The following is a 25,790-nucleotide window of genomic DNA, read 5'->3' as shown; positions in this document are numbered from 1 at the left end:
CGGATCAGCCCGCACGTCGATGTGCGGGCAACGGGATGAGAGGGAGGGCCGCCCCGGGATGGGGCGGCCCTCCTCATCCGATCAGCTGGACGGCCAGCCGGTCTCGATCTGCGTGAGCACCTCGTCGGTCGAGGTGCCGTTGACCCAGGCCACGATCCCCTTCCAGAACGTGCCCGCGCCCACGGCGCCGGGCATCAGGTCGCTCGCGTCGAAGCGGAACGTGGTGTCCGGGTCCTGCAGGATCTTGATGGTCTCCTGCAGGATCGGGTCCTTGGCGTTCGCCGGGTCGAGGCCGTTGTTGGCCGAGGTGACGCCGCCGAGGCTCACGCGGCTGTTCGCCCACTCGGGGCTCGACAGGTACGCGAGGACCTTCTGCGTGGCCTCCTTGTCGGTGAAGGCACCGACGATCTCACCGGCGCCGGTGACGGCCTTGTCGTCGGCGGACTCGCCCGGGAGCATGAACGCCCAGACGTCGCCGTCCTCGGCGATCTCGGTGCCCTCCGGGAAGAAGCCCGACAGGAACGAGGCCTGGTGCGTCAGCGCGCAGGTGCCCTCCGCGAGCGCCGGAGCCACGTCGCCGAAGGCGGTCGAGTTGATCGAGCGCACGTCGCCGAAGCCCGCGTTCACGTTCGACGGGTTGAGCAGGATCGAGCCCACCGAGTCGAAGGCGGTCTTGATCTGCGGGTCGGTGAACGGGATCTCGTTGGTCACCCACTGGTCGTACACGTCGGGGCCGGCCTGACGGAGCACGTAGTCCTCGACCCAGTCGGTGCCCGGCCAGCCCGTGGCCGTGCCGGACTCGAAGCCGGCGCACCACGCCGGTCCGCCGATCTTCGACTGGATCGTCTCCGTCAGAGCCTGCATCTCGTCGAGGGTGGTCGGGACCTCGACGCCCCACTCGGCGAACTTCGCCGGGGAGTACCAGATCCACCCCTTGACGTTGGCCATGAGCGGCGCGCCGTAGAACTCGCCGTCGACCGTGCCGTAGTTGACCCAGTCCTCGGTCCAGTACTCGTTGGCGTTCTTCTCGACCTCTTCGGGCGCGGGCTTCAGGTAGTCGCGGTTCGCGAAGTCCGCGAACAGACCCGGCTGCGGGAAGATCGCGATGTCCGGCGGGTTGCCGCCCTGGGCGCGGGTGCCGAGCTGCGTCTCGAAGTCCTGGCTGCCCTCGTACTTGATGGTGATGTCGTTCTCCTCGGCCCAGTCCTTCCAGGACTCCTGGAGGAGTTCGGCTTCGGAGTCGACGATCGTGCCGTAGATCGTGACGGTGTTGTCTCCGCCGCCGTCGCCGCCGCTGCCGCCGCCCGGTGCGCCGGGAGCACCGCAGCCCGCGAGCGCGATGCCCGCGACACCCAGAAGGGCGATCGGCGCGTAACGCCGAGAACGCTGTGACAGACCCATGTGAATTCTCCTCTTCGAGTTTCACGGCCCCTCGGTGATCCTGCCGCCCCTCGGCACGGATCGGGAACCGATTCCACGCCAACATACCGGCGTCGCACTTCCCGGCACAACACACGAGGATCACAAGCTTGCAACCATTCTGCGATCGCGGACGCCGCGGATGGGAGCGCTCCCGCAACGATTGTGTGGAACCGGTTCCTTTCGAACGCGCGACGGGCTACCATGTCATCCGCGCGCACGCTGACGTGGGCACCGGAACGGGTCGAGGAGGACCGATGAGCACGATCGCGGACGTCGCGGCTCGTGCCGGCGTGTCGAAGGCCACCGCGAGTCGCGCTCTCACCGGACGCGGCTATGTCTCAGAGGAGACCAGGCAGCGGGTGTCGGATGCCGCCGACGAGCTCGCCTACGTCGCCCACTCCTCCGCCACCAGCCTCGCCACCGGGCGCACGCAGACCGTCGGGGTCATCATGCCTCCCGTCGACCGCTGGTTCTTCGCGGAGCTGCTCGACGGCATCCAGGAGTCGCTGTTCGCCCTCGACTACGAACTGGCGCTGTACGGCATCCGCGAGGGCAGCGAGACCCGCGAGCGCCTGTTCGACACCGTGCTGCCGGGGCGCCGCTTCGACGGGATCATCGCGGTCGGCATCCAACCCAGCGCGCAGGAGCTCGAGCGGCTGCACCGGTCGGAGCGACCGCTCGTGAGCGTCGGTCCGTACAGCGAAGGGTCGAGCGCCGTGTCGATCGACGACGTCGCCGCCGGGCGCATCGCGACCGAGCACCTCATCGACCTCGGTCACACAGACATCGCCTTCGTCGGCGGTTCGAATGACCCGGGGCGGCTGAGCTTCGGCGACGCGCGGCGCATCGACGGCTACCGCGAGGCGCTGTCGGCCGCGGGGCTTGCGGACAGCGCGCGCATCGCGGACTCGCCGCCCACCATGCCCGGCGGCTATGCGGCCGCGGTCGAGCTGCTCGGCGATCGTCGCGCGCGCCCCACCGCCGTGGTGGGTGTCTGCGACGAAGCCGCGATCGGAGCCATGATCGCCGCCAGACGGCTCGGGATCGCCGTTCCGACCGAGCTCAGCATCGTCGGGATCGACGACCACCAGCACGCGGAGATGTTCGCGTTGACGACGATCAAGCAGTCACCGCGCGAGCAGGGGCACGAGGCCGTGCGGCTGCTGCAGCGCCAGATGGAGAAGCCGGATTCGCCGCTGGAGCGGTGCGTGACGGCATCCGTGCTCGTGGTGCGCAGCTCGACCGCCGCGCCGCGCTGATGCATCCGGGACGCGCCGCAGACGCACGAAGGCCCCGGGGTGACCCGGGGCCTTCGCAGACGTTCAGGAGGAGGTGCGAGCACCTCGACCCGGACGGGATTACTTGAGGGTGACCGTCGCGCCGGCCTCTTCGAGAGTGGCCTTGGCCTTCTCGGCGGTCTCCTTGTTCGCGCCCTCGAGGACGGCCTTGGGAGCGCCGTCGACGACAGCCTTGGCCTCGCCGAGGCCGAGCGAGGTGAGCTCGCGGACGGCCTTGATGACCTGGATCTTCTTGTCGCCTGCGGCCTCGAGGATGACGTCGAAGGAGTCCTTCTCCTCGACCTCTTCGGCAGCACCAGCGCCACCGGCGCCGGCAACGGCGACGGGTGCGGCAGCGGTGACCTCGAACTTCTCCTCGAACGCCTTCACGAAGTCGTTGAGCTCGACGAGGGTCAGGCCAGCGAACTGCTCGAGCAGCTCCTCGGTGGAAAGCTTCGCCATGATGTATCTCCTAATAGATGGGGTTGTTGTACGAGAACGTCGGACGCTTACGCGGCGTCGGCGGTCTCGAGCTTTTCGCGAAGCGCGTCGATGGTGGCGGCAGCCTTGCCCATCGTCGCCTTCATCATGCCCGCGGCCTTCGCCAGCAGAACCTCACGGCTCTCGAGCGAGGCGTACTTGTTGACCTCGTCGGCGGTGAGGGCGTTGCCCTCGAAGATGCCGGCCTTGATCACGAGAAGCGGGTTGGCCTTGGCGAAGTCACGAAGAGCCTTGGCAGTGGCGACGAAGTCACCGTGCACGAACGCGACGGCCGACGGACCCTTGAGGTCGTCGTCCAGTGCGGTGATGCCGGCCTTGTTGGCGGCGATCTTGGTCAGCGTGTTCTTCACCACGGCGTACTCAGCGTCCTGACGGATGCTGTTGCGCAGCTGCTTCAGCTGGGCAACCGTCAGACCGCGGTACTCGGTCAGCAGAACGGCAGTCGAGTCCTCGAATGACTTCGTGAGCTCGGCGACCGATGCATCCTTCTGCGCCATGGTCACTCCTTGGTGTGTACGAGGCGCCTCACGGCGGTGAGGCACCGACCTCGACCGCATGCAACAGAAAAGCTCCGGCGCAAGCGCACGGAGCTTCGGGAAGTTCGTCGCCTGCGCGGGCCCCTGCTGAGCAGAGCTTCGATCGTTCGTGTTCGCACACGCACGATGACCAGCGGTCTTCGGTTGCCCCTACTCTACCTCACGCGCGCTCCCCTCCCAAATCCGCTCCCGGCCCCTGCTCCTGCCCCTCTTCCCCTTCCACCCCCGCGCCGAGACCCACCACGTGCGCCGAGACCCACCACCACAGACGTCGCGCCCGGTGGGTCTCGACGCGAATGCTGGGTTTCGGTGCGCTCATCGAGGATGGATGCCGAAGGCGGCCAGCCTCGCGCCCAGAGCGTCCTCGCTGCGGATATGCTCCGATCCCCATCGGACGACGCGCCAGCCTGTGACGCCGCGGACTTCGTCCTCACGACGCTTCTCGGCGATCACGACGTCGTCGATGCTCCTGTCACCGCGCATCTCCGGCGACACGTACTTGCCGAGGCCGTCGAACTCCCCGAAAGCGCGTGCGTGCGGGAATCCGAAGTCCAGCCAGAAGTCACGGCCGTCTGATGCGGTGACGCGCGACTGGAGCTCGATGTCGCGGAAGCCGAGTCGGTGCAGCAGCAGTCGGCTGACGCTCTCGCCGGGGAGCTGCGCCCGACCGTCCGCGAACGCCACCACCCGTCGCGCTTGGCGGATGCCGCGATTCGACGACCGGCTCATCCGACTATCGAGCCTTTCCCTCCATGCTGCAGCGACGGATTCGTCCTGCCGGTGCCCCACCACGGCGATGCGGCGCAGCGCGGCATCCGCACTCGCCACTGCCGCTTCGGGCCGCAGAGTTCTGGCGAGATCGACGACCGTTCGTTCCAGAGAGGTGCAGGCGATCCCGTCAATCTCGGTCAGATCGTCCTCGCCGAGCGCGAGGGAGTGACGGGCGACCCCGGACCGCCGCCGGCTGTGACTGGTCGGGGCTGTGAGTGTGTGCACGGCCGAGGGCTGCGTCCGGTACAGCGGCAAGCCGTGCAGGACGGCCGCGGAATCGAGACAGAAGGGCGGCGCGGCATACGTCGCTTCGCGCCGCACGGCCAGGACCTCGAGCAGGTGACGCCCCTCCCGCCAGAGGTCAGTCCAGTCAGCGCCCGCGACGTACCACCCTCGACGCACCCTGATCAGTGCGCCGGTCTGCACGGCGTCGGCGATGTCGCGCTCGGTCATGCCGCGTTCGATCAGCTCCGATCGCGACCGCAACATCTGCTCGGCGGACGGAATGGCGAGTTCACGCGGCATCCCGACATCCTGTCGAGCCTGCAGGCTCCGCGGGCGTTCTGGGCGCGATGTGCAGTGATCACACCGCATCCTCGTCTTGTGCAGAAGAGGTGCTGGGCGAGTCCCCTATCGCCGAGACCCACCTCCCCCGTCGAGACCCACCGCGCACGACGTTGCGCTTGGTGGGTCTCGACGCGGGGGGTGGGTCTCGGCGCAGGGTGAGTTTCGGCGGAGCAGGGGCGTCGACGGGAGGGAGGGGATGCCGCGGAGCGGCGGCGTGTACGGCGGGGAGGGTCGGCACCCGGGGTTAGGCTCGTCAGGTGACCCCGGAACTCCAAGCGCGCATCGTTGCGGACTCCCGCGACCGCGTCGCCTGGATGCGCGCGAGGTCGCGCGGGATCACCGCCACCGACGTCGCAGGGCTCACGAGCGCGAACTCCATCGCGCGCGCCGCTGACTCCAAGCTGGGCGGCGGTCCGCGCTTCGGCGGCAACGCCTACACCGACCACGGCCGCCGGCGCGAGCCGGAGATCGCAGCCTGGGTCGCGGCGACGCACGGCATCCTCCCCTCGTCCGCGCTGTTCCGCGCCGAGGTCGAGCACCGTCACCTCGCAACCCCCGACGGCATCGCGGTCGACACGGCCGGGCGCATCGAGCTCGCCGAGATCAAGACGACCAACAAGGCCTTCCGCGGCATCCCCCGCACATACCTGCGTCAGGTGTGGTGGCAGCAGCACGTGCTCGGCGCCGAGCGCACCCTGTTCGTGTGGGAGGAGCACGTCGACTTCGCCCCGGTGCATGACGAGCCCCGCTGCGTCTGGATCGACCGCGATGACCGCGAGATCGCCAAGCTCGTCGGCCTCGCGACCGAGCTCATCGACGAGCTGTACCGGCGGACGACCGGTCAGCAGGTCCCCCGCAGGATGCCGGTCGCCACGACCAGCCGCCGGGAGCACCTGCGCGAGCGCGACGCGTTCCGCGCCCTCGCACTCGCCGACTGAGACCCGCGCGTCGACGTCAGGTGCACGTCGAGCCGAGCCCGGCAAGACCGATCGACAGTTGCCTCGACACTCCCGCCGAGACCCATGCGGTGCCGACGAGAAGGTTGTTGACCGTCAGCGTCGTCGTGCTCCCCAGCAGGTTCGTGAGCAGGCTGCTCAGCAGAGTCTGCGACAGCACCGCGGTGTGCGTGTAGACCCCGCCGCTCGGACCTGACGTCGCGATGTTGGATGCCGGAACCACCGCCGTCGTGGCCCCCTGCGTGAGCGTCAGTCGCACCCCGCTGGCCGGATAGATCGACGTCCATACGAGCGTCACGCTCTGGAAGATGCCGACCGCGTTGTTCGTGATCGTGCACGCGGTGATGGTGGCCGGCGGCACCGTGAACGACGTGAACGTGCCGGAGGCCGCGTACTCGAGGTCGGTGAAGCGGGCGTCGACCGGCTGCGCGCCCGCGAGCACGCTCGCACCCGCGAGGACGCTCACGCCCAGGATGCCGGCGAGCAGCCGCCGCCGTGATGAATGAACTCGCACGGTCACGGCGCGACCCCCGCGTCCCTGCCCTCATCCCGCGAATCCCGCGCATCCCGCGCATCCCGCCGGCCACTCCCCCGCCACCGGATCCGCCCCGCGAGCAGCGCCGCCCCGGCGCCGACCAGCACCATCCCGCCGACGAGCACCCCCACGGGCGCCGGTCCGCCGGTGGTCGGCAGCGCCGACAGCTCACCGGCCCCGCCTGCGGCGACCGCATCGCCGACGCCGCGGGCCGAGACGCGAACATCGGTGAAACCGGGCCGGTCATCGTCTCCGCCCAGTGCCATCCGCAGTCGCAGGTGCGCGGTCTGCGTCGACGGGAAGTCGGTGAGTACGGCCTCGCTGCCGTCGCGCGGGATGGTCCACGACGTCGCGAGCACTGTCGCGCCGGCCGGGCACTCGCCGTCGGTCCAGGGCTGCAGGCAGAGTTCCGCGTCGACGAGCAGCGGGGCCGCGCCGGTCGCGCTCATGGCGATCGTCACGGTCCCGGGTTCGACATCGGCGTCCGCACTGACCGTCACGTCCCACTGCACCGACTCACCCGGCAACAGGTCCGCCGCATCGCTCCAGTCCGCGACGGAGACGATCTGCAGCACGGACCCCTGCACGACCTCCGTGCTCGGCGCCGCCCAGGCCGGCGCCGCTGCGAGAGCAACCCCCGCGGCAACCCCCGCGGCGAGCGCGACGGCGAGCCCTCCGCCGACCTCGACCCGGCGAATCGTCATCCCCGTCCCTCCTCCGGCCGCCTCCGCGGCCAGAACGCCCAGACGACGAGCACGGTGGCCGCGACCGTGATGCCGCCCAGCACGAGAGGATCGCTGAGCGCGACGATGACGGATGCCACGCCGGGCACGGAGAAGAGCACGCGCCGCACCGAGGTGACCGCGTAAGGGAACGGATCGTCGGAGGTGTTCGCATCGCCCCGCATCGTGATGATGCGCTCGTCATCGGTGGCTCCGTCGGCGACCGAGGTGACCCGGTGGGTGATGGGCAGCTCCCCCGGTCGGTCGACGGTCACGACATCGCCGACGGCCACGTCGGACGAGGGGACCCGCTGCACGACGGCGACGGATCCGGCGGGAATCGTCGGCGACATCGACCCTGTGCGGAACATGATGAGCGTCACCTGCGCTGCGAAGGCGAGCACGACCAGGGCGATGCACACCACGCCCGCGGCGGCGGCGATCCATAGCGCGGAGTCGGCGAGAAGGCGCCCCACGCCACGACGCTCGCGCGCGCTCGGCGCCTCCGTGGCGCGCTCAGCGACACGCTCACCCGAGCGCTCGCGCCGTTCGCGCCGCGTGGCCGGTGTACTCATCTCCCCTCCTCTCCTCGCCCCATCTGCACGCGTCGCCCTCGAGATCGCGCTAAGACGACGTGCCCTGGATCTGCCACGTCTGCGTCATCGTCAGCCCCTGCGCGGCGTTGACCGCGGTCGTCGGAAGCGTCACCGCGACGCAGTAGTTCAGTTGGTTGCCGCCGTTCGCGGTGACCACCTGCGGCACGGAGGTCGTGGCCGCTCCCCCGACCGTGAGCGCGGATCCGTCTGCGACGATCACGCTCGAGGCGCCGGATGCCGCGGCGTAGGTCGCGGCCGTGCAGGACTGACTCGGCGTGGCAGCCGTCGGCACGAGGCGCACGCCGTACGTCAGATACGTCGCGAGACCGGTGCCGCCCGGCGTTCCGGCGGTGAGCTGCAGCGTCCCCGCGGCCGACGGATTCGCCGTCTTGACGCTGAACAGGGCGTAGGTCGTCGTGCCGGGCACCATGGCTGTCGGTGCGACGGCGAAGCTCAGCGCCGCGGCGGCCCCGGTGGTGGCATGGTTCGAGAACGTCGCGCCGTCGGTCGCGCCCACGATGTCGAAGCGTCCGGCGGTGAACGTCGACGACGCGTACTCGGAGTCGTTCCATGCGGCGAGGGTCATCGTCACGCCGACGCCGAACACGAGTCCACCCGCGAGCAGGGCTCGGATCCGACGGGAGCGCAGTCGCTTCCTCTCCCGCATGCGTCTGCGGGTGTCGGCCATGATCAGGCGACCATGGTCAATCGGCGACGGAGGTGGCGGTGAACTCCCACGTCGCGGTCGCCGTCGCGCCCTGGGTCAGCGCGGCACCAGCGGTGACGGCGAAGCAGAGCTGCACGGGCGCGCCGGCCGTGCCGGGGGCGGTTCCCTCGGCGAGCGGCACCGATGTCGCTCCGGTCTGGGCGCTGAGCGTCGCTCCGGAGGCGACGACGGTTCCGGTGGCCCCTGCCCCGCAGGTCGCCGCGGCGCCGATCGCGGTGACGGTGTACGACAGGTTCGCCTCATTGCCGCCGGTTCCCGCGGTGATCCCGGCGGGTACCAGGGTCGCCGCGTTCGTCGTCGTGGCGTCGAGTCGCACCCAGAACGGCGCGTAGACGACGTCTCCCGGCGACAGCGACGCGGCGACGGCCGGCAGTTGGAACACGAGGGATGCCGCGGCATCCCCGTTGTCGATGTTGTGATCGTCGTACCCCGTGGTGGCGCTCGCGGTCGAGCCCTCCAGGTTGAACGACCCGGCGCCGAAAGTGCCGGTGGCGAATTCGGAGTCGTTCCAGGCGGCGAGCGTCACGCCGACGCCCACCCCCAGCACGACGCCTCCGGCGAGGACGGCGAGAACCTTCCTCCTGGTGTCGGTCCTCCTGGTGTCCGTGGTGACCATGCCTCTTCCCCCTCAGGAATCGAGAGTGCGCGGACGAATGGACGATCCTTCCTCAGAGACCCCTGCTCGTGCACTCTTTCGTCTTGCATGCACCCGGTCGGAATCGCTCCTACGAGACACATGCCGTTCCTGAAATTGAATACCTATTCAACTTCGAGCGCAACGCCCTCCGCGGAGACGGCTGAGAAACGGTCAGGGGGCGAGCACTCGATGCGCTTCCTCGGCCACCTCGGCGGCGATCGCATCGAGCAGCGCCGAGCGCAGGTTCCACTGCTGCCAATACAGCGCGACACGTAGCGGTGGCCCGCCCAGATCGACCAGCCCGCCCTCGTCCTGCAGCCGCGGAACCATTCCCCACCCCAGCCCGAGCCGGACGGCGAGGGCATAGTCATGGGATGCAGGCACGTAGTGCCGCGGAACGCCCTGAGCGGTCACACCCCTCCTCGCCAGCCACTCGTGCTGCAGCGTGTCTCGACGGTCGAAGTCGACGAACGGCGCCGTCGTGAGCGCCTCGCGGGTCACCCCGTCCGGGAACCAGCGCTCGGCGTAGCGGGGTTCCGCCATCGCCCGGTACTCCAGCACTCCGAGCGGCGAGACGGAGCACCCGGCCACCGGCGTCGCCTCGCTCGTCACCGCCGCCATGACCGTGCCTGATTCCAGCAGCCGGGCGGTGAAGTTCTGGTCGTCACGGTGCAGGTCGACGTCGATGTCGTGCGTGCGCGACAGACGCGCGAGCGGTGCGAGGAACCACGTCGCCATCGAGTCGGCGTTCACCGCGAGCGGGATCCGCGGGCGAACCATGTCACCGTCGAGTCCCAGCCCGCCGAGCGCGTCGTGCTCGAGCAGCGCGGTCTGGCGGGCGAGCCGCACGACGGCCTCTCCCGCCTCGGTCAGCCGCGCCGGCTTCGCGCGCACGACGAGTACGCGCCCGAGCTGCTGCTCGAGGCTCTTCAGTCGCTGACTCACCGCCGACGGCGTGATGCGCAGGACGCGGGATGCCGCGTCGAGTGTGCCCTCGTCGGCGACGACGGCGACCGTGGCGGCCAGCTCGGGATCGATTCTCACATAAGCCAGGCTAATGGTTCACAAGGAATCCTCGCTGGCACTCATGCTTGAACATCCCTACCGTGGAGACATGCTCTCGGTCCTCTCGGGTCTCGGACTCGGCCTGTCGCTCATCGTCGCCATCGGTGCGCAGAACGTCTTCGTGCTGCGCCAGGGCATCCGTCGGGAGCACGTCCTGCCGGTCGTGGTCGTCTGCGCCTTCTCCGACGCCCTACTGATCCTCGCCGGCGTCGCTGGCCTCGGTTTCGTGATCTCGGCCGCGCCGTGGCTCGTCGTCGTCGCCCGGTGGGCCGGCGCCCTGTTCCTGCTCGGATACGGCATCCTCGCCGCACGCCGCGCCTGGCGCGGGGGTGAACAGCTGCGCGTCGACGACACCCGGACGACGGGCTCGGCACCCGACGGCGCGAGGGCCGCCACCCCGACGACCGCCACCGCGACGACCGCCACCGCGACGCGCACCGCGCTCGCCCCGGTGCTGCTGACCGTCCTCGCGCTCACCTGGCTCAACCCGCACGTGTACCTCGACACCGTGCTCATGCTCGGGTCGATCGCCGCCACCCACGGCGAGGACCGCTGGCTGTTCGCGGCCGGGGCGATCGTCGCCAGCATCCTGTGGTTCACCGCGCTGGGCTTCGGCGCGCGCTATCTCGGACGCTGGCTGCGCACCGAGCGCTCGTGGCGCATTCTCGACGCGATCATCGCCGTCGTCATGATCGCGCTCGCGGTCAGCCTCATCCTGCCCGTCTTCGCCTGAGCCGAGCGTCACTCCCCGTCGAGTGGGCGCAGGATGCGGGTCAGGAACCGCTGCGTGCGCTCCTGCCGCGGAGCGCCGAAGATATCCTGCGGAGCGCCCTCCTCGACGACGACCCCGCCGTCCATGAACAGCACCCGGTCGGCTGCCTCGCGCGCGAAGCTCAACTCGTGTGTGACGACCACCATGCTCCACCCCTCGTCGGCGAGCTCCTTGATGACGAGCAGCACCTCCCCCACGAGCTCCGGGTCGAGGGCACTGGTGGGCTCGTCGAAGAGCAGCAGGTCGGGCCGTAGGGCCAGCGCCCTGACGATGCCGACGCGCTGCTGCTGCCCGCCCGAGAGCTGGTGCGGGCGGGCGTTCTCCCTGTCGGCGAGCCCCACGCGCGCGAGTAGGGTGCGCGCCTCGGCGATCACCTCGGCCTTCGGCCTCCCCTGCACCCGCCAGGGTCCCTCGATGACGTTCTCGAGCACCGACAGGTGCGGGAACAGGTTGTGGTGCTGGAACACCATGGCCGACCGGTCGCGCAGCGCCAGGCGCTGCTGGGCTCGCTTGCGCTTGCCCTGGGCGCCCGCGTCGGCGAAGTCGATCTGCGGCCCGCCCGCCACATCGATCGTTCCGGCATCCGGAGTCTCGAGTCCGTTGAGCGCGCGGAGCACCGTCGTCTTGCCCGACCCGCTCGGACCGATCAGCACGACGACCTCTCCGCGGTGCAACGTCAGATCGATCCCGCGCAGCACCTCGTTGTCGCCGAAGCGCTTGTGCAGTCCACGAGCGGCGAGCAGTTCCTCACCCGTTCCGTCAGTGCGCGACATGGCGATCGAGCCTCCTCTCCAGTGCGCTCTGCCCGAACGACAGCACGAGGCAGAACACCCAGTAGACCAGCGCCGCCGCGAGGTACAGCACCATGAACTGGTACGTCGTCGACGCGATCTGCTGCGCGACCTTGAACAGCTCGGTCACGAGGATCAGCGAGGCGAGCGAGGTGTCCTTGACGAGCGAGATGAACGTGTTCGACAGCGGCGGCACCGATACCCGCGCGGCCTGCGGCAGGATGATGCGCGTCAGCGTCCGAGTGCGGTTCATGCCGACCGTGTACGCGGCCTCCCACTGCCCCTTCGGCACCGAGAGGATCGCCGCCCGCACCACCTCGGCACCGTAGCCGCCGACGTTGAGCGACAGCGCGATGATCGCGCTGGGCCATGGATCGATCGTCACGCCGATCGACGGCATCCCGTAGAAGATCACGAAGAGCTGCACGAGCATCGGCGTTCCGCGGATCACCGAGATGTAGAACCGGGCGATGCCGGACACCACCGGGTTCACCGAGATCCGCATGAGCGCCACGCCGATCGCGATGAGAAGACCGATGACGAAGGAGACGAGCGCCAGCGGCACCGTGGCCGTCAGCCCCGCGAGGGCGATCGGCCCCAGCGAGTCGAGGAACAGCTGCCAGGGGCTCTCCATGGGTTACTGCGTGACGTCGGCGCCGAAGTACTTGTCGCTGATCTCGGCGAGCGTGCCGTCGGCGCGCAGCTCCTCGAGCGCGGCGTCCACGGCCTCGACGAGGGACTCCTTGTCCTTCGTGAACACGAAGGCCTGCTCACCGGCGTCCTCGGTCTCCGCCGCGATCTTCAGACCGGTCGGGCTGTTCGTCTTCTCGTAGTCGAGGAACGTGAGCTTGTCGTTGATGGTCGCGTCGACGCGGCCCTGGCGGAGGAGTTCGACGGCCTGCGCCCACCCTTCGACGCCCTCGACGTTCGCGCCCGACTCCTTCGCGAGGTCGTTCCAGTTGCTGGTGAGCGACTGGGCGGTGGTCTTGCCCTCCAGGTCGTCGAACGACGAGATCGAGTCGTCGTCCTCGGCCACGACGATCACGCCGGGCGACACCGTGTAGGGCGCACTGAACAGGTACGCGGCCTCACGCTCGTCGTTGATGGTGACCTGGTTGGCGATCACGTCGAAGCGGCCGGCGTCGAGACCCGCGAAGATCGCATCCCACTGCGTCTCCTTGAAGTCGACCTCGAGGTCGAGCTTGTCGGCGACGGCCTGGATGATCTCGACGTCGTAGCCGGTGAGGTCGCCGGTGCCGCCGTCGCCGTGGAAGCTGAACGGGCGGTACGTGCCCTCGGTCGCGACCGTCAGCGTGCCGTCCTTGACGAGGCCGAAGTCGTTCGAGCCCTCCTCCGACGATGAGCCGCTCTCGGCGGGAGCGGTGCTGCCGCTGCACGCGGTGAGCGCGGCGGCGCCGAGGACAAGCGCGGTGACGGCGATGAGGCGACGGGACATGGGTGAACCCTCCTGGGGTGATGCGGTGCGCGGATGCTGTGGTGCGCGGAACTCACCCACAGTACGCGGGATCTCTCCGGCAGCCCAGTCGGATGACGTCGGATGTCGCCGTGGTGTATGCAACGAGGAAGGCCCCCGCCGAGGCGGGGGCCTTCCTGTGAGCGCGCGAGCGTCAGATCGCGTTGACGTCCAGCGGGATGCCGGGGCCGAACGTGGTCGACACGGCGCCCTTCTGGATGTAACGGCCCTTCGAGCTCGACGGCTTGAGGCGGACGATCTCCTCGAGCGCTGCGTCGATGTTCTCGTTCAGCTGCTCGGCGGAGAAGGAGGCCTTGCCGACGACGAAGTGCACGTTGGCGTGCTTGTCGACGCGGAACTCGATCTTTCCGCCCTTGATGTCCTCGACGGCCTTGGCCGTGTTCGGGGTCACCGTGCCGGTCTTCGGGTTCGGCATGAGTCCACGCGGACCCAGGACCTTTCCGAGACGACCGACCTGGCCCATGAGCTCCGGGGTGGAGACGGCCGCGTCGAACGCGGTCCAGCCGCCGGCGACCTTCTCGATGAGCTCGGCGCCGCCGACCTCATCGGCGCCTGCGGCGATCGCAGCCTCGGCCGCGGGGCCGGTGGCGAACACGATGACGCGGGCGGTCTTGCCGGTGCCGTGGGGCAGGATGACGGTGCCGCGCACCATCTGGTCGGCCTTGCGCGGGTCGACCGAGAGCTTCAGCGCGACCTCGACGGTGGCGTCGAACTTCGACGAGCCGGTCTCCTTGGCCAGGGCGACAGCCTCGGCGGGAGTGTAGAAACGGTCTGCCTCGATCTTCTCTGCGGCAGCGCGGTAAGCCTTGGACTTCGTAGCCATGATTATCTCCCTCAGCCCTCGACCGTGATGCCCATGGAACGGGCGGTGCCGGCGATGATCTTCGAGGCGGCCTCGATGTCGTTCGCGTTCAGGTCGGCCTGCTTCTGCTCGGCGATCTGACGGACCTGGTCCTTGGTGATCTTGCCGACCTTGACGGTGTGCGGGGTGGCCGAAGCCTTCTGCACGCCGGCGGCCTTCTTGATGAGCTCCGCCGCGGGCGGGGTCTTCAGGACGAAGGTGAAACTGCGGTCCTCGTAGACGGTGATCTCGACGGGGATGACGTTGCCGCGCTGCGACTCGGTCGCGGCGTTGTACGCCTTGCAGAACTCCATGATGTTGACGCCATGCTGACCGAGCGCGGGGCCGATCGGCGGCGCCGGGTTGGCTGCACCGGCGTTGATCTGAAGCTTGATCAGGCCGGTCACCTTCTTCTTCGGTGCCATTCTCTTTCCTTTCATCGAATCGGATGCCACAGCACCCGCTTCTCCCACAGATCCGGCATCTCCGGACCGTGGTCGTCTGGACGCACGCGAAAGCGGCGCACAAACCACAACAGTCTACCCGATCCCGGGGCTCTCCGGTAACGGGAGAAGGCCGCCCCGAGGGGCGGCCTTCTTCATGCGACTCGCGGTCGTCAGATCATCTTGGTGACCTGGTCGAACGACAGCTCGACCGGGGTCTCGCGCTCGAAGAGCGACACGAGAACCGTGAGCTTGCCGCTCTCGGGCTTGATCTCGCTGATCGACCCGGGCAGACCCGCGAACGAGCCCTCCTTGATCGTGATGGTCTCGCCGACCTCGAAGTCGACCTCGGCCGGCAGCGGACGTGCGACGGCGACGCCGCCCTTGGCCGCGATGTTCTTGGCGGTCGGCACGTCCTTGACCTCGACGAGCGACTTCAGCATGTTGAAGGCCTCTTCGAAACGCAGCGGCGTCGGGTTGTGGGCGTTGCCCACGAAGCCCGTGACACCGGGCGTGTGACGGACGACCGACCAGGTGTCCTCCGTGAGCTCCATGCGCACCAGCACGTAGCCGGGGATGCGCACGCGCGTGACCATCTTGCGCTGGCCGTTCTTGATCTCGACGACGTCCTCCATCGGGACCTCGATCTGGTAGATCTCGTCCTCGACCTCGAGCGTCGACTTGCGCTGCTCGATGTTCGCCTTGACCTTGCGCTCGAAGCCCGCGTACGAGTGGATGACGTACCACTTGCCGGGGAGCATGCGCAGGTCCATGCGGAAGGCCTCGTACGGGTCCTCCTCGAAGCCTGCGTCGTCGGACTCCGCGGCTTCCTCGGCCTCGACGGCCGCGACCACGGGGTCGTCGGCGTCGTCGGCGTCTGCGACCGGGCGGTCGTCCTCGCCGTTCACGTCGGGGCCGTCGTACGGGGTGACCTCGTCGGCCGCCTCCGCTTCCTGCTCTGCGGTCTCTTCTGCCACAGCGTCGTTGAGGACCTCAGCGGCAGCCTCGGTCTCAGCCGCTTCGTCCAGGTTGAGAGCGTCGTTCACGATCGCATCCGCCTCCGGGTCGTCGATGTCGATGTCGGTGTCTTCTTCCGTGCCGGTCTCGTCGTCGCCGTCCACGTCCTCGACGTGGAGAGCCACGTGCTCGGCGGACGTCACGGAGAACTCCTCTGCGGCGAGGACGTTGCCCTCCTGGGCCTCGTCCTCCTCGCTGGACTGCTCGGCAGCGGTCGCCCAGTCGGCGTCGTCGGAATATCGTTCAGACACGGTGTTTCTTTCCAATCACTGCGACCAGGGCCGCAGGGCGTCAAGCGTCCGGAACTCCGAACACGATGTGCGTCAGCCACGCGAACAAGGTGTCCAGCCCGTAGACGATGCCCATGACGATCAGAACGAAGACGAGCACCACCGCGGTGAACTTGAACAGTTCCTTGCGGGTCGGAGTGACGACCTTGCGAAGCTCTGCGATGACCTGACGGAAGAACAGGGCGATGCTCCCGAAGAAACGGGAGATGGGGTTGCCCGTCTTCTCTCGGGTGGCGCCGGCCGCGACGACCTCGCCGCGCGGTTCGTCCTGATCCATCCTGAATGTACCTTTCGTGTGTCAGCGCCTGGCTGACGCGCAGGGCGGACAGGAATCGAACCTGCAACCTGCGGTTTTGGAGACCGCTGCTCTGCCAATTGAGCTACCGCCCTAGAGACCCTGAGGTCTCGGGGTGTCGTCTCCATCCTGCCATCCGGCCCGGTCGTGTGGGCCGGGGCACGGCGAAAGAATGCAGACAACAACTGCTGGTCAAGCATACGGCATCCGTCGGCAGGTGCCGAACCGGCGGAGGGACCGCGCTGTTGCTAGGCTCGGCGGGCGGACGCAACGGGAGGGGATGCGGTGAGCTCTGACGTGCAGCAGTTCCAGGTGGATCTGCGCGGGGTCGTCGACCTCCTCAGCCGGCACATCTACTCGAGTCCTCGGGTGTACCTGCGCGAGCTGCTGCAGAACGCGAGGGACGCCGTCACGGCCCGCCGGGAGCTCGACGGCACCGGCGGCAGCATCCGCATCACCCCGCTCACCGACGAGAGCCGCGAGTTCGTGCTGCGCGACGACGGCATCGGACTGACGGCGGCAGAGGTCGCCGACCTGCTCGCGACGGTCGGCCGCAGCTCGAAGCGCGACATCTTCGACCTGCCCCGCAGCGACTACCTCGGCCAGTTCGGCATCGGGCTGCTCAGCTGCTTCATGGTCGCCGACACCATCGTCATCCGCTCGCGGAGCGCGAAGGGCACACCGGCCGTGGAGTGGACCGGCAGCGCCGACGGCACGTTCCGGGTGACCGAGATCGACGACGAGCTGCCGATCGGCACGAGCGTGCACCTCGCGCCGCGGTTCGACGCCGACGAGCTGCTGCGCCCCGCCGCCGTGCGGGAGCTGGCGACCGCCTTCGCGGAGTTCCTGCCGGTGCGCGTCACGATCGACGCCCCCGGCGGTGACGTCGACATCACGAGGGCGGCTCCATTCCTCGACGCGGCGACCGACCCCGAGGCAGCGGTGCAGTACGGACGCGACCTGCTCGGCGCCGCGCCCCTCGACGTGATCGAGATCGGCGAACCGGCGACCGGCACGCGCGGCCTCGCGTACGTGCTCCCCTACGCGCCCCCTCCCGGCGCTCGGCAGGCGACCCGCATGTACATCGGCCGGATGCTGCTGTCGGAGCGCGCCGACGACGTGCTGCCCGACTGGGCCTTCTTCGTCAGAGCCGTCGTCGACTCGACGGGCCTGGCGCCGACCGCGAGCCGCGAGTCGCTCGTCGACGACGCCGCTCTGGAGCACGTGCGCGAGCAGCTCGGCGCCGGCATCCGCCGGTGGGTGCTCGATCTCGGCCTCCGAGAGCCCCATCGCCTCGCCCAGTTCGTCGCGATCCACGAGGTGGGGCTGAAGTCTCTGGTGCGCCACGACGAGGAGCTCGCCCGCTTCATCACGCGGTGGCTCACGCTCGAGACCACCCACGGAACCCTGCGCATCGGCGATCTCGTCGAGCGCTTCCCGCACATCCGCTTCGCGCAGACCGTCGACGAGTTCCGGCAGGTCGCCGGCATCTCACCCGCCTCCGAGGTGCTCGTCAACGGCGGCTACCTGTACGACGCCGACCTCGTGCGCATGCTGCCGGACCTGTACCCGCAGGTGTCCGTCGAGCTCGTCGACGTGGGCGGGGAGCTCGACCGCCTCGACCCTCCCCCGCTCGACGATCGCGACGCCGCGGTCGCGCTGGAAGCCCGTGCGGGCGGGGTGCTCGCGGCATCCGACTGCTCGGTGACCGTGCGGTCGATCGATCAGCCGGAGCTCGCCGCGCTGTACGTCGCCGACCCCGAGGTGCTCCGCCGCCTCGACCGTGGTCGCACCAAGGGCTTCACCGGTGCGCTGTGGGGCGGCGTGCTGGATCGCATCGACGCGACCCTGTCGGCATCCCGCGATGACGACCTCAGCGCCCGCCTCTGCCTCAACTGGTCGAACCGCGTCGTGCGCGCTCTCGTACGGGTGCAGGACGATGCGGTCTTCGCCCGCACCGTGCAGCTGCTGTACATCCAGGCGCTTCTCGCCGGCCACCACCCGCTCTCCGACGCGGATCGCGCGCTGATGACCACCGCGCTCACCGACCTCGTCTCGCTCTCCGCCGGGATCGAGGGAGACGCGGTCCCGTTCGACGACGTCGTCTGAGCCTCCGTCCGTCACCACCACCCGTCCGCACGTCTCCACCGACCCGTCCGAAGGGGCCACCATGGCACGTCCGCAGAAGCGCTTCCAGCAGCTCATCGAGGAGATCGACCGCACCCCGTGGGGCCCGGCCGAGCAGGCGCTCGTCGCAGAGGCCGTCGCCCTCGCCGTCGAGCTCGGCGACGAGCGCCTCGAGTACGAGGCACGGATGCGGCAGACGGCGTCGGCGAACATGAACGGCGCCACCGACGTGATGCTGAACTCCTTCGCGTGGTGCCTCGCCAGGCACGACGCCGACCCGCAGCGGTTCCCCGCCGACCTCGACTACGGCGGCGCCGACCTGATGTGGCAGTTCAAGTGGATGGCGTCGGCGCTGCGGTCGTCTCCGGCGTTCTCCGGCGAGCAGATCGCCGCGGTGCTCGACGACATGGAGACCCACTACCGCGCGGGCGGCCTCGGCCTCAGCGGCGTGCTCACCGCGCGCTTCGAGGATGCGTGGGACGCCGGAAGGATGGACGACGCGGAAGCCCTGCGCGTGCGCCTGGAGGCGACGCCCCGCGACGAGCACAGCCACTGCGATGCCTGCGGACGCAGCCAGTTCGCGGGGTTCTTCGCGGACACGGATCGGGATGCCGAGGCGATCCGACTCGTCGAGGAGATGCTCGAGGGCGGGTACTCCTGCGGCGAGGAGCCGGAGCACGCCCTGTCGCGCGTGCTCCTGCCCTACCTGCGCGCCGGCCGCTTCGACGAGGCGAAGAGCGCGCACCTCCGCAGCTACCGCCTCGCGAAGGACAACCCCGACAACCTGCGCATCGTCGCGAACAACCTCGTGTTCGCCGCGATCACCGGGAACGAGGCCCGCGCCCTCGCCCTCGTCGAGCGCCACATCGGCTGGCTCGCGCATGACGGGCTCAACGTCGACGCCCACTTCGCCGCGCTGGGCGCGATCGCCTTCGCGCTCGACCGGGTCACGCTCGCGGGACACGGCGACACCCCCGTGCGGGGAGCGGAGACCCCGGCGCTGGAGGCGTTCTTCGGACCGCACGAGGGGCAGTGGAGCGCCGCCGACCTCGCCGCCACGGCATGGGCCGCCGCCGAGCGCATCGGCGCGGACTTCGACCGCCGCGACGGCAGCGACGGCCACGCGCGCAGCATCGCGCGGCTCCGCGCGCTCGAGGGCGAGCGGTACGACGTGCCGATCCGGTCGGACGCGTTCGTCGCGACCGCCGATGCGGCGACCCCGACGGATGCCGACGGCTGGTTCGACCGCGCCATGAACCTCGCGCAGTTCGGCGCAGAGCACGAGACGCTGCAGGCCCTGCCGAAGGCGCTGGCCGTCGAGGATCCCGCGAAGGTCGCACAGCTCATCTCGATGCGCCTCGGCATCCTCGTCGCGCTCGATCGCGCCGACGAGGCGGCCGACCTCCTGCCCGCGCGCATCGAGGCGCTGCGAGCGGCCGGACGCCACGAGCAGGCCGATCTCGAGCAGCGCCTGGGCCTCGCGACCTTCGGCCTGAACACTCCCGAGACGGTGGCCGCGCTCGAGGACGCGCTCGCGGCATCCGACGCACTTCCCGCATGGTCGCGCGGCGACCTGGCGATCAGCCGCGCCTCCCTGCACATGCACGCCGAGGAGCCGGACGCCGCGCTCGACCTCGCCGAACTCGCGGCGCGGGCGTTCGCCGAGGCCGGCGACGCACGACTGTCGAACACGACCACGCTCATCGCGATCGCGTCCATGCTGCAGAAGGGCGACGTGGAGGCGGCGACGGCCCTGCTCGATCGGCTCCTCGCGCAGGACGACCTGAGCGACGGACATCGCGCTCAGGCGCTGCAGACCAGGGCGCGCGTGCGCGGCGGGCAGGAGGCTTTCGTGGAGGGCGCGGCGGATGCCGATGAGGCGTGCCGACTGCTGGCCGGGCTCGGAGCCACCCGGGCTCTCGGCACCGCGCATCTGCTGGCCGGTGCGCTCTGGGAGGACGCCGGCGAGCCGGACAAGGCCGTGGCCCGCTACCGGGTGACGTCTCGCATCGCCGCACAGGAGGGCGGGGATCAGGTCGGCGCGGATTTCCGCCTCGCGCGCGCCATGCTCGCACAGGGCGACGCTCCCGAGGCCGCCGAGCTCTTCGGTCAGGTGCTGGAGCGCGAGGAGCAGGCGGAGGTGCACGCGGCGTCCCGTGGCATGACCGCCTCGCTGCTCGCCCGCGCCCTGGCAGGCGCCGGCGAGTTCGGACAGGCCGTCGGCGCCTACGGCTACGCCGCCGAGCTGTTCGGCGAGGGCGAGGAGCCGGCCGATCAGGCCGTCTCGCTCACCGAGCGCGCCAAGATCCTCGCCCGCTTCGAGGAGCACGACGCCGCGATCGTCGACCTCGAGTCAGCGGCCGAGATCGTCCGGGCCGTGCCGGACGCCGTCGGCGCGCGGGTCGAGGTGCTGCACAACCTGGGGCAGGCGTACGGCGCTCAGCACGACGAACGCGCCTTCGCGCTGCTCGACGAGGTCGCCGCGCTGGCCCGGGAGCACGACGCGGGCTGGCTGGCCGCCGACGTACAGGACTCCCGTGCCCGTGCGCTCGCCTCGTTCGGCCGCACCGATGAGGCCGTGTCATCGGCCCTGACGGCCGCCGACGGCTTCGCGGAGCTCGGCGACCTCGGCTCGGCGGGCGGCTCGGAGCTCTTCGCCGCGCGACTGCTCGCGTCGCACGAGCGCTCAGAGGATGCCGTGGCGATCTACCGCACGGTCATCGAGCACGCCGCGGGACACCCGCCCCTCCTGCAGGTCGCCGCGCTCGAGCTCGGCGACGTGCTCGAGGGACTCGGGCGTCACACCGAGGCCGCCGAGGTGCGGGCGCAGCTCGACAGCTGAGTCGCGGCATCCCTGCTCTTCCCTCGGAGAAACGCGCTTCTTTCGGTTGTTCTGCTGCAGATCGTCCGAGGGAAGCGCATCTCTCCGCGCGAGGGGCACGCAAGAAGTCGAGGGTGCGGATGCCGCGACGCGGCGTCAGAGGAACTGGCGCCAGTTGGCCCTGGCGAGGTCGAGCAGCTCGTCGCCACGGCCCGACATGACGGTGCGGATCGCGTACAGCGCGAAGCCCTTGACCTGTGCGGCCTCGATCGCGGGTGGCATCGAGAGCTCCTGGCGCTCGGTCACCACGTCGAGCAGAGCGGGGCCGTCGTGTGCGAGCACCTCGCGCACGGCATCCGGCAGTTCCTCGCTGTTCTCGACCCGACGGCCGAAGATGCCCATGGCCTCGGCGATCGCGGCGAAGCTGGGGTTGTCGAGACCGGTGCCGTAGTTCACGAACCCGGCGGCCTTCATCTCCAGCTCGACGAAGTTCAGCGAGGAGTTGTTCACCACGACCGTCTTCACCGGCAGCCCGTTCTGGGTGACGGTGAGCAGCTCCCCGAGCATCATCGCCAACCCGCCGTCCCCGGCGAGCGCGACCACCTGGCGGTCGGGGTGCGACACCTGCGCTCCGATGCCGTGCAGCAGGGCGTTGGCCATGGATCCGTGCGTGAACGATCCGATCAGGCGGCGTCCCTCGGTCATCGACAGGTAGCGCGCGGCCCACACGGTGGGCGAGCCGACGTCGGCCGTGAAGATCGCGTCATCCGTCGCCTGCTCGTCGAGCACGCGGGCGAGGTACTGCGGGTGGATCGGGCGCCCCTTCTTGGTGGGCGTCGCGAGGTCGTCGAGCTTCGCGCGGGTCTTGCGGTAGTGCGCGACCGCGTCGTCGAGGTGCCCGCGGTCGGTCTTCGCGGCGAGCCGCGGCAGCAGGGCGTCGACCGTCGCGCGCACGTCGCCGACGAGGCCCAGGTCGAGCGGATGCCGCTTGCCGAGCTGCGATCCGCGGATGTCGACCTGGATCGTCGTCGCGTGCTCCGGGTAGAACTGCTCGTAGGGGAAGTCGCTGCCGAGCACGAGCAGGGTGTCGGCCGCCTCCATGGCGCGGTACCCCGACGCGAAGCCCAGCAGTCCCGTCATGCCCACGTCGAACGGGTTGTCGTACTCGATGAACTCCTTGCCGCGCAGGGCGTGCACGATCGGAGCACCGAGCCGGTCGGCCAGCGCGACGACCTCGTCGTGCGCGCCCTCGACCCCCGCTCCGGCGAGGATCGTCGTCTTGGACGACGCGTTCAGCAGCGTGGCCGCGCGCTCGAGCTCGTCGGGGCTCGGCGTCACGACGGGGCGCGTGCGCTCGATCACGACGGCGCGGTCGTCGGCGATCTCGGCGAGTGCGACGTCGCCGGGGATCACGAGCACGGCGACCCCGCGCTGCTCGATGGCCGCGCGCATCGCGATCTCGAGCAGACGGGGCATCTGCCGCGGGTCGGCGACGTACTCGACGTACACGCTGCACTCGCGGAACAGCTCCTGCGGGTGGGTCTCCTGGAAGTACCCCGTGCCGATCTCGTTCGTCGGTATGTGAGCGGCGATCGCGAGCACGGGCACGCGGGAGCGGTTCGCGTCGTAGAGGCCGTTGATGAGGTGCAGGTTCCCGGGGCCGCAGGAGCCGGCGACCACCGCCAGGTCGCCCGTGAGCGCGGCATCCGCTGCGGCGGCGAAGGCTGCCGATTCCTCGTGGCGCACGTGGACCCAGCGGATGCCGCCGTCCTTGCGCAGCGCGTCGGTGAAGCCGTTCAGCGAATCGCCCGGGAGTCCGTACACCCGCTCGATCCCGTTGGCTCCCAGTGTCTTGACGATGTTCTCTGCAACCGTGGCCATGCTTCGACCCTACGCCCGGGCGACGGTGCCGGGGCCTTCGCTCGGCCTCGTGCGCTTCGCTCGGCCATCCCGTCGGAATGAGGCCGCGGGAGACGCACAAGGCCGAGGGAAGCAACCGAGAACGAGCCCGGTTTCCGGTTTTCCGCACCTCGACGGAGGGGCAGCCGCAGTGACGGCATCCGTCCTGCTCCGTAGCGTCGATGGCATGGATACCTCCGAGGGTTTGGGCCTGTTCGCGGACTGGGCGATCGCCCTCATGGAGACGCTCGGCAGCGTCGGCGCCGGTGTCGCCGTGGCGATCGAGAACCTGTTCCCGCCGATCCCCAGCGAGGTGATCCTGCCGCTCGCCGGGTTCACCGCCAGCCAGGGCTCGATCGTGCTGTGGCAGGTCCTGGTGTGGACGACGGTGGGCTCGGTCGTCGGCGCGCTCGCGCTGTACGGCATCGGCGCCTGGCTCGGCCCCGCGCGGCTGCGGCGGATCGTCGACCGGATGCCCCTCATGAAGGTCAGCGACGTCGATCGCGCCGAGGCGTGGTTCGCGAAGCACGGCTCGAAGGCGGTGTTCTTTGGTCGCATGATCCCCATCTTCCGCAGCCTCATCTCGATTCCCGCGGGGATCCAGCGGATGCCGCTGCTGCGCTTCACGCTCCTGACGGCGGCCGGCAGCGCGATCTGGAACACGGTGTTCGTGATGGCGGGGTTCCTGCTCGGCGAGCAGTGGCACCGCATCGAGCAGTACGCCGACGGTCTGCAGCTCGTCGTGGTCGCCGCGGTCATCGCCGCCGTGTCGCTCTTCGTCGTGCTGCGCGTGCGTCAGCGGGTGCAGGGCACTCCCGCCGCCACCGTCGAATCGCGCAAATGACCATTTTCGCCGCCCGAAGGTTGCCAGTCGCGCGATTCGAAAGCGTCGCCTGACCGGCACAATGGACTCATGACGTCCCGGCCGATCGTGCGCGATGTGCTGCGGATGCTGGGCGGCACCGCCGCCGGGATCGCGATGCTTCCCTCGACGCTCGTCGCGGTCGTGACGACACCGCGTCGCCCGGCGCCGACGGTGCTCGACGCCCTCGCCACCCGACTCACGTGGATGGACGGCATCCCCCGCCGCGTCCCGCCGGCCCGCCGCACCAGAGGTCTGCTCGCCCTCTCGGCGCTGCTGCAGCTGGTCGTGCTCTGCATCCTCGCCCTCATCGCCGCGGGTGTCGTCGTCGGAATCCAGATGCTCGTCGCCGCCGCGACCGGCGGCCCGGTGGCTCTGTTCAGCGCCCGGCCGGGGCGCGTGACCTGGGCGACGGTCGGCCTCTTCGTCGCGCCGGGGCTGGTGCTGCTGTTCCTCGCGCTCTCGGGCCTCGGCGGCATCGCCTGGCTCGAACGCCGCGTCTGGGACGCGTTCCAGCGGCCGGGCGCCGGCGAGCTGTCGCAGGAGGTGGTGCGACTACACACGACCCTCGACGAGGTCGTCGACGCCGTCGACTCCGAGCGACGGCGCATCGAACGCGACATCCACGACGGCGTGCAGCAGCGGGTGGTGGCGCTGTCGATCCTGCTCGCGAGGGTGGAGCGTTCGGATCCCGCCGAGGGCGCGGCTCTGCTGCGCACCGCGCGCGACGAGACCCAGAACATCCTCGACGACCTGCGCGACGTCGCGTGGCGCACGTACCCCGAGATGCTGCAGCGGGACGGACTGGCGGTGGCGCTGCGTGCCCTGCGCGACCGCGTGGCCATGCCCGTGCACCTCGATGTCGAGGCGGCGCCGATCGCCGACCGAGCGGCCGAGACCGCCGCCTACTTCGTCGCGAGCGAGGCGGTGACGAACGCGATCAAGCACGCGGATGCCGCATCGATCACGATCCGCGTGCGCAGCGGCGACGGGCTGCTGTCGGTCCGCGTCGAGGACGACGGCGTCGGCGGGGCGGATGCCGCGGGCACCGGGCTCTCGGGGATAGCGTCCCGGGTGGCGGCGCGCGACGGCCGGCTGCGGGTGCACAGCCCGGTGGGCGGACCGACCGTGGTCGAGGCGGTGATCCCGTGCGGATAGCCATCGCCGAGGACTCGACGCTGCTGCGCGAGGGCATCGCCCAGCTGCTGGTCGCCGAGGGGCACGTCGTGACGGCATCCGTCGGCGATGCGGACGCCCTCCTCGCCGCGATCGCGGCCGACGCGCCGGACCTCGTGATCGTCGACGTGCGGATGCCGCCCGACTTCGTCGACGAGGGCATCCGGGCCGCTCTCCGCATCCGTCGAGACCACCCCGGTGTGGCGGTGCTCGTGCTCTCGCAGCACGTCGAGCGCCGCTATGCGAGCGAGCTGCTGCTCGACGGCCGCGGCGGGGTCGGGTATCTGCTGAAGGACCGCGTCTCCGACATCGCCGGCTTCCTCGACGCGATCGTGCGGATCGCCGACGGCGGGGTCGCTTTCGATCCCGAGGTGATCAGCCGCCTGATCGCCGACCGGTCGGGCCCCGGTCAGCGCATGGGCGAGCTCAGCGAGCGGGAGGCAGCCGTGCTCGAGCTGATCGCCGAGGGCCACAGCAACGCCGGCATCGCCGAGCGGCTGTACATGAGTCAGAGCGGCGTCGAGAAGCACATCAACACGATCTTCACGAAGCTCGGCGTCGCATCCGGCTCGGCCGTCAACCGCCGCGTTCTGGCCGTGCTCGCGTACCTCGACCTCGCGGATTGACGAGACCTCGCGGACGGTGAGAG

26 protein-coding genes and 1 tRNA gene are annotated in these 25,790 nt (G+C 69.9%); 8 read left to right on the top strand and 19 right to left on the bottom strand.

Translation table 11 applies throughout. The features are described 5' to 3' along the window. Positions 1-81 precede the first annotated feature (81 nt). On the bottom strand, positions 82-1,401 hold the full coding sequence (locus tag RAC81_RS09955; RefSeq protein WP_375082201.1) for an ABC transporter substrate-binding protein: 1,320 nt from the start codon (positions 1,399-1,401) through the stop codon (positions 82-84). A 275-nt stretch (positions 1,402-1,676) separates the two neighbouring features. Between RAC81_RS09955 and RAC81_RS09950 the strand changes: the two genes are divergently transcribed. Next, a complete protein-coding gene (locus RAC81_RS09950; protein WP_375082200.1) occupies positions 1,677-2,681 on the top strand; it encodes a LacI family DNA-binding transcriptional regulator in 1,005 nt (334 codons plus the stop codon). A 99-nt stretch (positions 2,682-2,780) separates the two neighbouring features. On the opposite strand, the gene rplL is transcribed toward RAC81_RS09950, so the two are convergent. From rplL to RAC81_RS09935, 3 genes are all read right to left on the bottom strand, one after another. Continuing rightward, positions 2,781-3,161, bottom strand: coding sequence for a 50S ribosomal protein L7/L12 (gene rplL / locus RAC81_RS09945; protein ID WP_096715155.1), 381 nt, complete (start codon positions 3,159-3,161; stop codon positions 2,781-2,783). Positions 3,162-3,208: 47 nt separating this feature from the next. Further along, entirely contained in the window at positions 3,209-3,697 is a 489-nt protein-coding gene (gene rplJ, locus RAC81_RS09940) for a 50S ribosomal protein L10 (RefSeq protein ID WP_096715154.1), read from the bottom strand. Between the two features lie 354 nt (positions 3,698-4,051). Beyond that, positions 4,052-5,032, bottom strand: a complete 981-nt coding sequence (locus RAC81_RS09935) for a hypothetical protein (RefSeq protein ID WP_375082199.1) — start codon at positions 5,030-5,032, stop codon at positions 4,052-4,054. A gap of 299 nt (positions 5,033-5,331) precedes the next feature. Between RAC81_RS09935 and RAC81_RS09930 the strand changes: the two genes are divergently transcribed. Beyond that, positions 5,332-6,012: a YqaJ viral recombinase family protein gene (locus RAC81_RS09930; RefSeq protein WP_096715152.1), complete on the top strand. Its 681-nt coding sequence runs from the start codon at positions 5,332-5,334 to the stop codon at positions 6,010-6,012. Positions 6,013-6,028: 16 nt separating this feature from the next. Here RAC81_RS09930 and RAC81_RS09925 read toward each other — a convergent pair whose 3' ends face one another. From RAC81_RS09925 to RAC81_RS09900, 6 genes are all read right to left on the bottom strand, one after another. Continuing rightward, on the bottom strand, positions 6,029-6,550 hold the full coding sequence (locus RAC81_RS09925; RefSeq protein ID WP_375082198.1) for a hypothetical protein: 522 nt from the start codon (positions 6,548-6,550) through the stop codon (positions 6,029-6,031). Beyond that, on the bottom strand, positions 6,547-7,269 hold the full coding sequence (locus tag RAC81_RS09920; protein ID WP_375082197.1) for a hypothetical protein: 723 nt from the start codon (positions 7,267-7,269) through the stop codon (positions 6,547-6,549). The genes RAC81_RS09925 and RAC81_RS09920 overlap by 4 nt, the downstream gene beginning before the upstream one ends. Continuing rightward, positions 7,266-7,862 (bottom strand): signal peptidase I, encoded by a 597-nt coding sequence (locus RAC81_RS09915; RefSeq protein WP_375082196.1) that lies wholly within the window; start codon positions 7,860-7,862, stop codon positions 7,266-7,268. The genes RAC81_RS09920 and RAC81_RS09915 overlap by 4 nt, the downstream gene beginning before the upstream one ends. A gap of 49 nt (positions 7,863-7,911) precedes the next feature. Beyond that, positions 7,912-8,571 carry a SipW-dependent-type signal peptide-containing protein gene (locus RAC81_RS09910; RefSeq protein ID WP_375082195.1) on the bottom strand — a complete coding sequence of 220 codons (660 nt, stop codon included), beginning with the start codon at positions 8,569-8,571 and terminating at the stop codon, positions 7,912-7,914. A gap of 16 nt (positions 8,572-8,587) precedes the next feature. Next, positions 8,588-9,226, bottom strand: a complete 639-nt coding sequence (locus RAC81_RS09905) for a SipW-dependent-type signal peptide-containing protein (RefSeq protein ID WP_375082194.1) — start codon at positions 9,224-9,226, stop codon at positions 8,588-8,590. 192 nt (positions 9,227-9,418) lie between these two features. Beyond that, positions 9,419-10,291: a LysR family transcriptional regulator ArgP gene (locus tag RAC81_RS09900; protein WP_375082193.1), complete on the bottom strand. Its 873-nt coding sequence runs from the start codon at positions 10,289-10,291 to the stop codon at positions 9,419-9,421. A 70-nt stretch (positions 10,292-10,361) separates the two neighbouring features. On the opposite strand from RAC81_RS09900, the gene RAC81_RS09895 reads away from it, so the two are divergent. After that, on the top strand, positions 10,362-11,045 hold the full coding sequence (locus RAC81_RS09895) for a LysE/ArgO family amino acid transporter (RefSeq protein WP_375082192.1): 684 nt from the start codon (positions 10,362-10,364) through the stop codon (positions 11,043-11,045). An 8-nt stretch (positions 11,046-11,053) separates the two neighbouring features. Here the strand turns inward: RAC81_RS09895 and RAC81_RS09890 are convergent, their stop codons facing one another. From RAC81_RS09890 to RAC81_RS09855, 8 genes are all read right to left on the bottom strand, one after another. After that, complete coding sequence (locus RAC81_RS09890) at positions 11,054-11,857, bottom strand: amino acid ABC transporter ATP-binding protein (RefSeq protein ID WP_375082191.1); 804 nt, start codon at positions 11,855-11,857, stop codon at positions 11,054-11,056. Continuing rightward, a complete protein-coding gene (locus RAC81_RS09885; protein WP_096715144.1) occupies positions 11,844-12,509 on the bottom strand; it encodes an amino acid ABC transporter permease in 666 nt (221 codons plus the stop codon). The genes RAC81_RS09890 and RAC81_RS09885 overlap by 14 nt, the downstream gene beginning before the upstream one ends. A gap of 3 nt (positions 12,510-12,512) precedes the next feature. Further along, entirely contained in the window at positions 12,513-13,331 is an 819-nt protein-coding gene (locus tag RAC81_RS09880; RefSeq protein WP_375082190.1) for a transporter substrate-binding domain-containing protein, read from the bottom strand. A 172-nt stretch (positions 13,332-13,503) separates the two neighbouring features. Beyond that, positions 13,504-14,193 carry a 50S ribosomal protein L1 gene (rplA, locus tag RAC81_RS09875; protein WP_375082189.1) on the bottom strand — a complete coding sequence of 230 codons (690 nt, stop codon included), beginning with the start codon at positions 14,191-14,193 and terminating at the stop codon, positions 13,504-13,506. An 11-nt stretch (positions 14,194-14,204) separates the two neighbouring features. After that, positions 14,205-14,636 carry a 50S ribosomal protein L11 gene (gene rplK, locus RAC81_RS09870; protein ID WP_025102337.1) on the bottom strand — a complete coding sequence of 144 codons (432 nt, stop codon included), beginning with the start codon at positions 14,634-14,636 and terminating at the stop codon, positions 14,205-14,207. A gap of 191 nt (positions 14,637-14,827) precedes the next feature. Further along, the gene (gene nusG, locus RAC81_RS09865) at positions 14,828-15,922 is read right to left on the bottom strand and encodes a transcription termination/antitermination protein NusG (protein ID WP_375082188.1); all 1,095 of its coding nucleotides are present in this window, start codon (positions 15,920-15,922) and stop codon (positions 14,828-14,830) included. A gap of 40 nt (positions 15,923-15,962) precedes the next feature. Further along, positions 15,963-16,238, bottom strand: coding sequence for a preprotein translocase subunit SecE (gene secE, locus RAC81_RS09860; protein WP_096715139.1), 276 nt, complete (start codon positions 16,236-16,238; stop codon positions 15,963-15,965). 40 nt (positions 16,239-16,278) lie between these two features. Further along, positions 16,279-16,351, bottom strand: a tRNA-Trp gene (locus RAC81_RS09855). Positions 16,352-16,541: 190 nt separating this feature from the next. Between RAC81_RS09855 and RAC81_RS09850 the strand changes: the two genes are divergently transcribed. Together RAC81_RS09850 and RAC81_RS09845 are read left to right on the top strand one after the other, a co-directional pair. After that, positions 16,542-18,365, top strand: a complete 1,824-nt coding sequence (locus RAC81_RS09850) for an HSP90 family protein (protein ID WP_375082187.1) — start codon at positions 16,542-16,544, stop codon at positions 18,363-18,365. A gap of 61 nt (positions 18,366-18,426) precedes the next feature. Beyond that, positions 18,427-21,225 carry a hypothetical protein gene (locus RAC81_RS09845; protein WP_375082186.1) on the top strand — a complete coding sequence of 933 codons (2,799 nt, stop codon included), beginning with the start codon at positions 18,427-18,429 and terminating at the stop codon, positions 21,223-21,225. A 135-nt stretch (positions 21,226-21,360) separates the two neighbouring features. Here RAC81_RS09845 and poxB read toward each other — a convergent pair whose 3' ends face one another. Next, complete coding sequence (gene poxB / locus RAC81_RS09840) at positions 21,361-23,085, bottom strand: ubiquinone-dependent pyruvate dehydrogenase (protein ID WP_375082185.1); 1,725 nt, start codon at positions 23,083-23,085, stop codon at positions 21,361-21,363. Between the two features lie 205 nt (positions 23,086-23,290). Between poxB and RAC81_RS09835 the strand changes: the two genes are divergently transcribed. The 3 genes from RAC81_RS09835 (at position 23,291) to RAC81_RS09825 (ending at position 25,767) form a co-directional block, all read left to right on the top strand. Further along, the gene (locus tag RAC81_RS09835) at positions 23,291-23,947 is read left to right on the top strand and encodes a DedA family protein (protein WP_375082184.1); all 657 of its coding nucleotides are present in this window, start codon (positions 23,291-23,293) and stop codon (positions 23,945-23,947) included. 69 nt (positions 23,948-24,016) lie between these two features. Further along, a complete protein-coding gene (locus RAC81_RS09830; RefSeq protein ID WP_375082183.1) occupies positions 24,017-25,123 on the top strand; it encodes a sensor histidine kinase in 1,107 nt (368 codons plus the stop codon). After that, positions 25,114-25,767 (top strand): response regulator, encoded by a 654-nt coding sequence (locus RAC81_RS09825; RefSeq protein ID WP_375082182.1) that lies wholly within the window; start codon positions 25,114-25,116, stop codon positions 25,765-25,767. The genes RAC81_RS09830 and RAC81_RS09825 overlap by 10 nt, the downstream gene beginning before the upstream one ends. Positions 25,768-25,790 lie beyond the last annotated feature (23 nt).

Origin of the sequence: Microbacterium sp. CR_7, assembly GCF_041954755.1 — a bacterium.
GTDB lineage: Bacteria > Actinomycetota > Actinomycetes > Actinomycetales > Microbacteriaceae > Microbacterium.
The sequence above is the reverse complement of the archived record's forward strand: the minus strand, read 5'-3'. Positions and strand labels throughout refer to the sequence as shown.

Bases quoted from the DNA above. Each gene is read 5' to 3' on its own strand.
- RAC81_RS09955 (WP_375082201.1), bottom strand. From the start codon at position 1,401: ATGGGTCTGTCACAGCGTTCTCGGCGTTACGCGCCGATCGCCCTTCTG.
- rplJ (WP_096715154.1), bottom strand. From the start codon at position 3,697: ATGGCGCAGAAGGATGCATCGGTCGCCGAGCTCACGAAGTCATTCGAG.
- rplA (WP_375082189.1), bottom strand. From the start codon at position 14,193: ATGGCTACGAAGTCCAAGGCTTACCGCGCTGCCGCAGAGAAGATCGAG.
- RAC81_RS09890 (WP_375082191.1), bottom strand. From the start codon at position 11,857: ATGTCGCGCACTGACGGAACGGGTGAGGAACTGCTCGCCGCTCGTGGA.
- secE (WP_096715139.1), bottom strand. From the start codon at position 16,238: ATGGATCAGGACGAACCGCGCGGCGAGGTCGTCGCGGCCGGCGCCACC.
- RAC81_RS09880 (WP_375082190.1), bottom strand. From the start codon at position 13,331: ATGTCCCGTCGCCTCATCGCCGTCACCGCGCTTGTCCTCGGCGCCGCC.
- RAC81_RS09910 (WP_375082195.1), bottom strand. From the start codon at position 8,571: ATGGCCGACACCCGCAGACGCATGCGGGAGAGGAAGCGACTGCGCTCC.
- RAC81_RS09905 (WP_375082194.1), bottom strand. From the start codon at position 9,226: ATGGTCACCACGGACACCAGGAGGACCGACACCAGGAGGAAGGTTCTC.
- rplK (WP_025102337.1), bottom strand. From the start codon at position 14,636: ATGGCACCGAAGAAGAAGGTGACCGGCCTGATCAAGCTTCAGATCAAC.
- poxB (WP_375082185.1), bottom strand. From the start codon at position 23,085: ATGGCCACGGTTGCAGAGAACATCGTCAAGACACTGGGAGCCAACGGG.
- RAC81_RS09895 (WP_375082192.1), top strand. From the start codon at position 10,362: ATGCTCTCGGTCCTCTCGGGTCTCGGACTCGGCCTGTCGCTCATCGTC.
- RAC81_RS09950 (WP_375082200.1), top strand. From the start codon at position 1,677: ATGAGCACGATCGCGGACGTCGCGGCTCGTGCCGGCGTGTCGAAGGCC.
- RAC81_RS09920 (WP_375082197.1), bottom strand. From the start codon at position 7,269: ATGACGATTCGCCGGGTCGAGGTCGGCGGAGGGCTCGCCGTCGCGCTC.
- RAC81_RS09845 (WP_375082186.1), top strand. From the start codon at position 18,427: ATGGCACGTCCGCAGAAGCGCTTCCAGCAGCTCATCGAGGAGATCGAC.
- rplL (WP_096715155.1), bottom strand. From the start codon at position 3,161: ATGGCGAAGCTTTCCACCGAGGAGCTGCTCGAGCAGTTCGCTGGCCTG.
- RAC81_RS09935 (WP_375082199.1), bottom strand. From the start codon at position 5,032: ATGCCGCGTGAACTCGCCATTCCGTCCGCCGAGCAGATGTTGCGGTCG.
- RAC81_RS09915 (WP_375082196.1), bottom strand. From the start codon at position 7,862: ATGAGTACACCGGCCACGCGGCGCGAACGGCGCGAGCGCTCGGGTGAG.
- RAC81_RS09885 (WP_096715144.1), bottom strand. From the start codon at position 12,509: ATGGAGAGCCCCTGGCAGCTGTTCCTCGACTCGCTGGGGCCGATCGCC.
- RAC81_RS09830 (WP_375082183.1), top strand. From the start codon at position 24,017: ATGACGTCCCGGCCGATCGTGCGCGATGTGCTGCGGATGCTGGGCGGC.
- RAC81_RS09835 (WP_375082184.1), top strand. From the start codon at position 23,291: ATGGATACCTCCGAGGGTTTGGGCCTGTTCGCGGACTGGGCGATCGCC.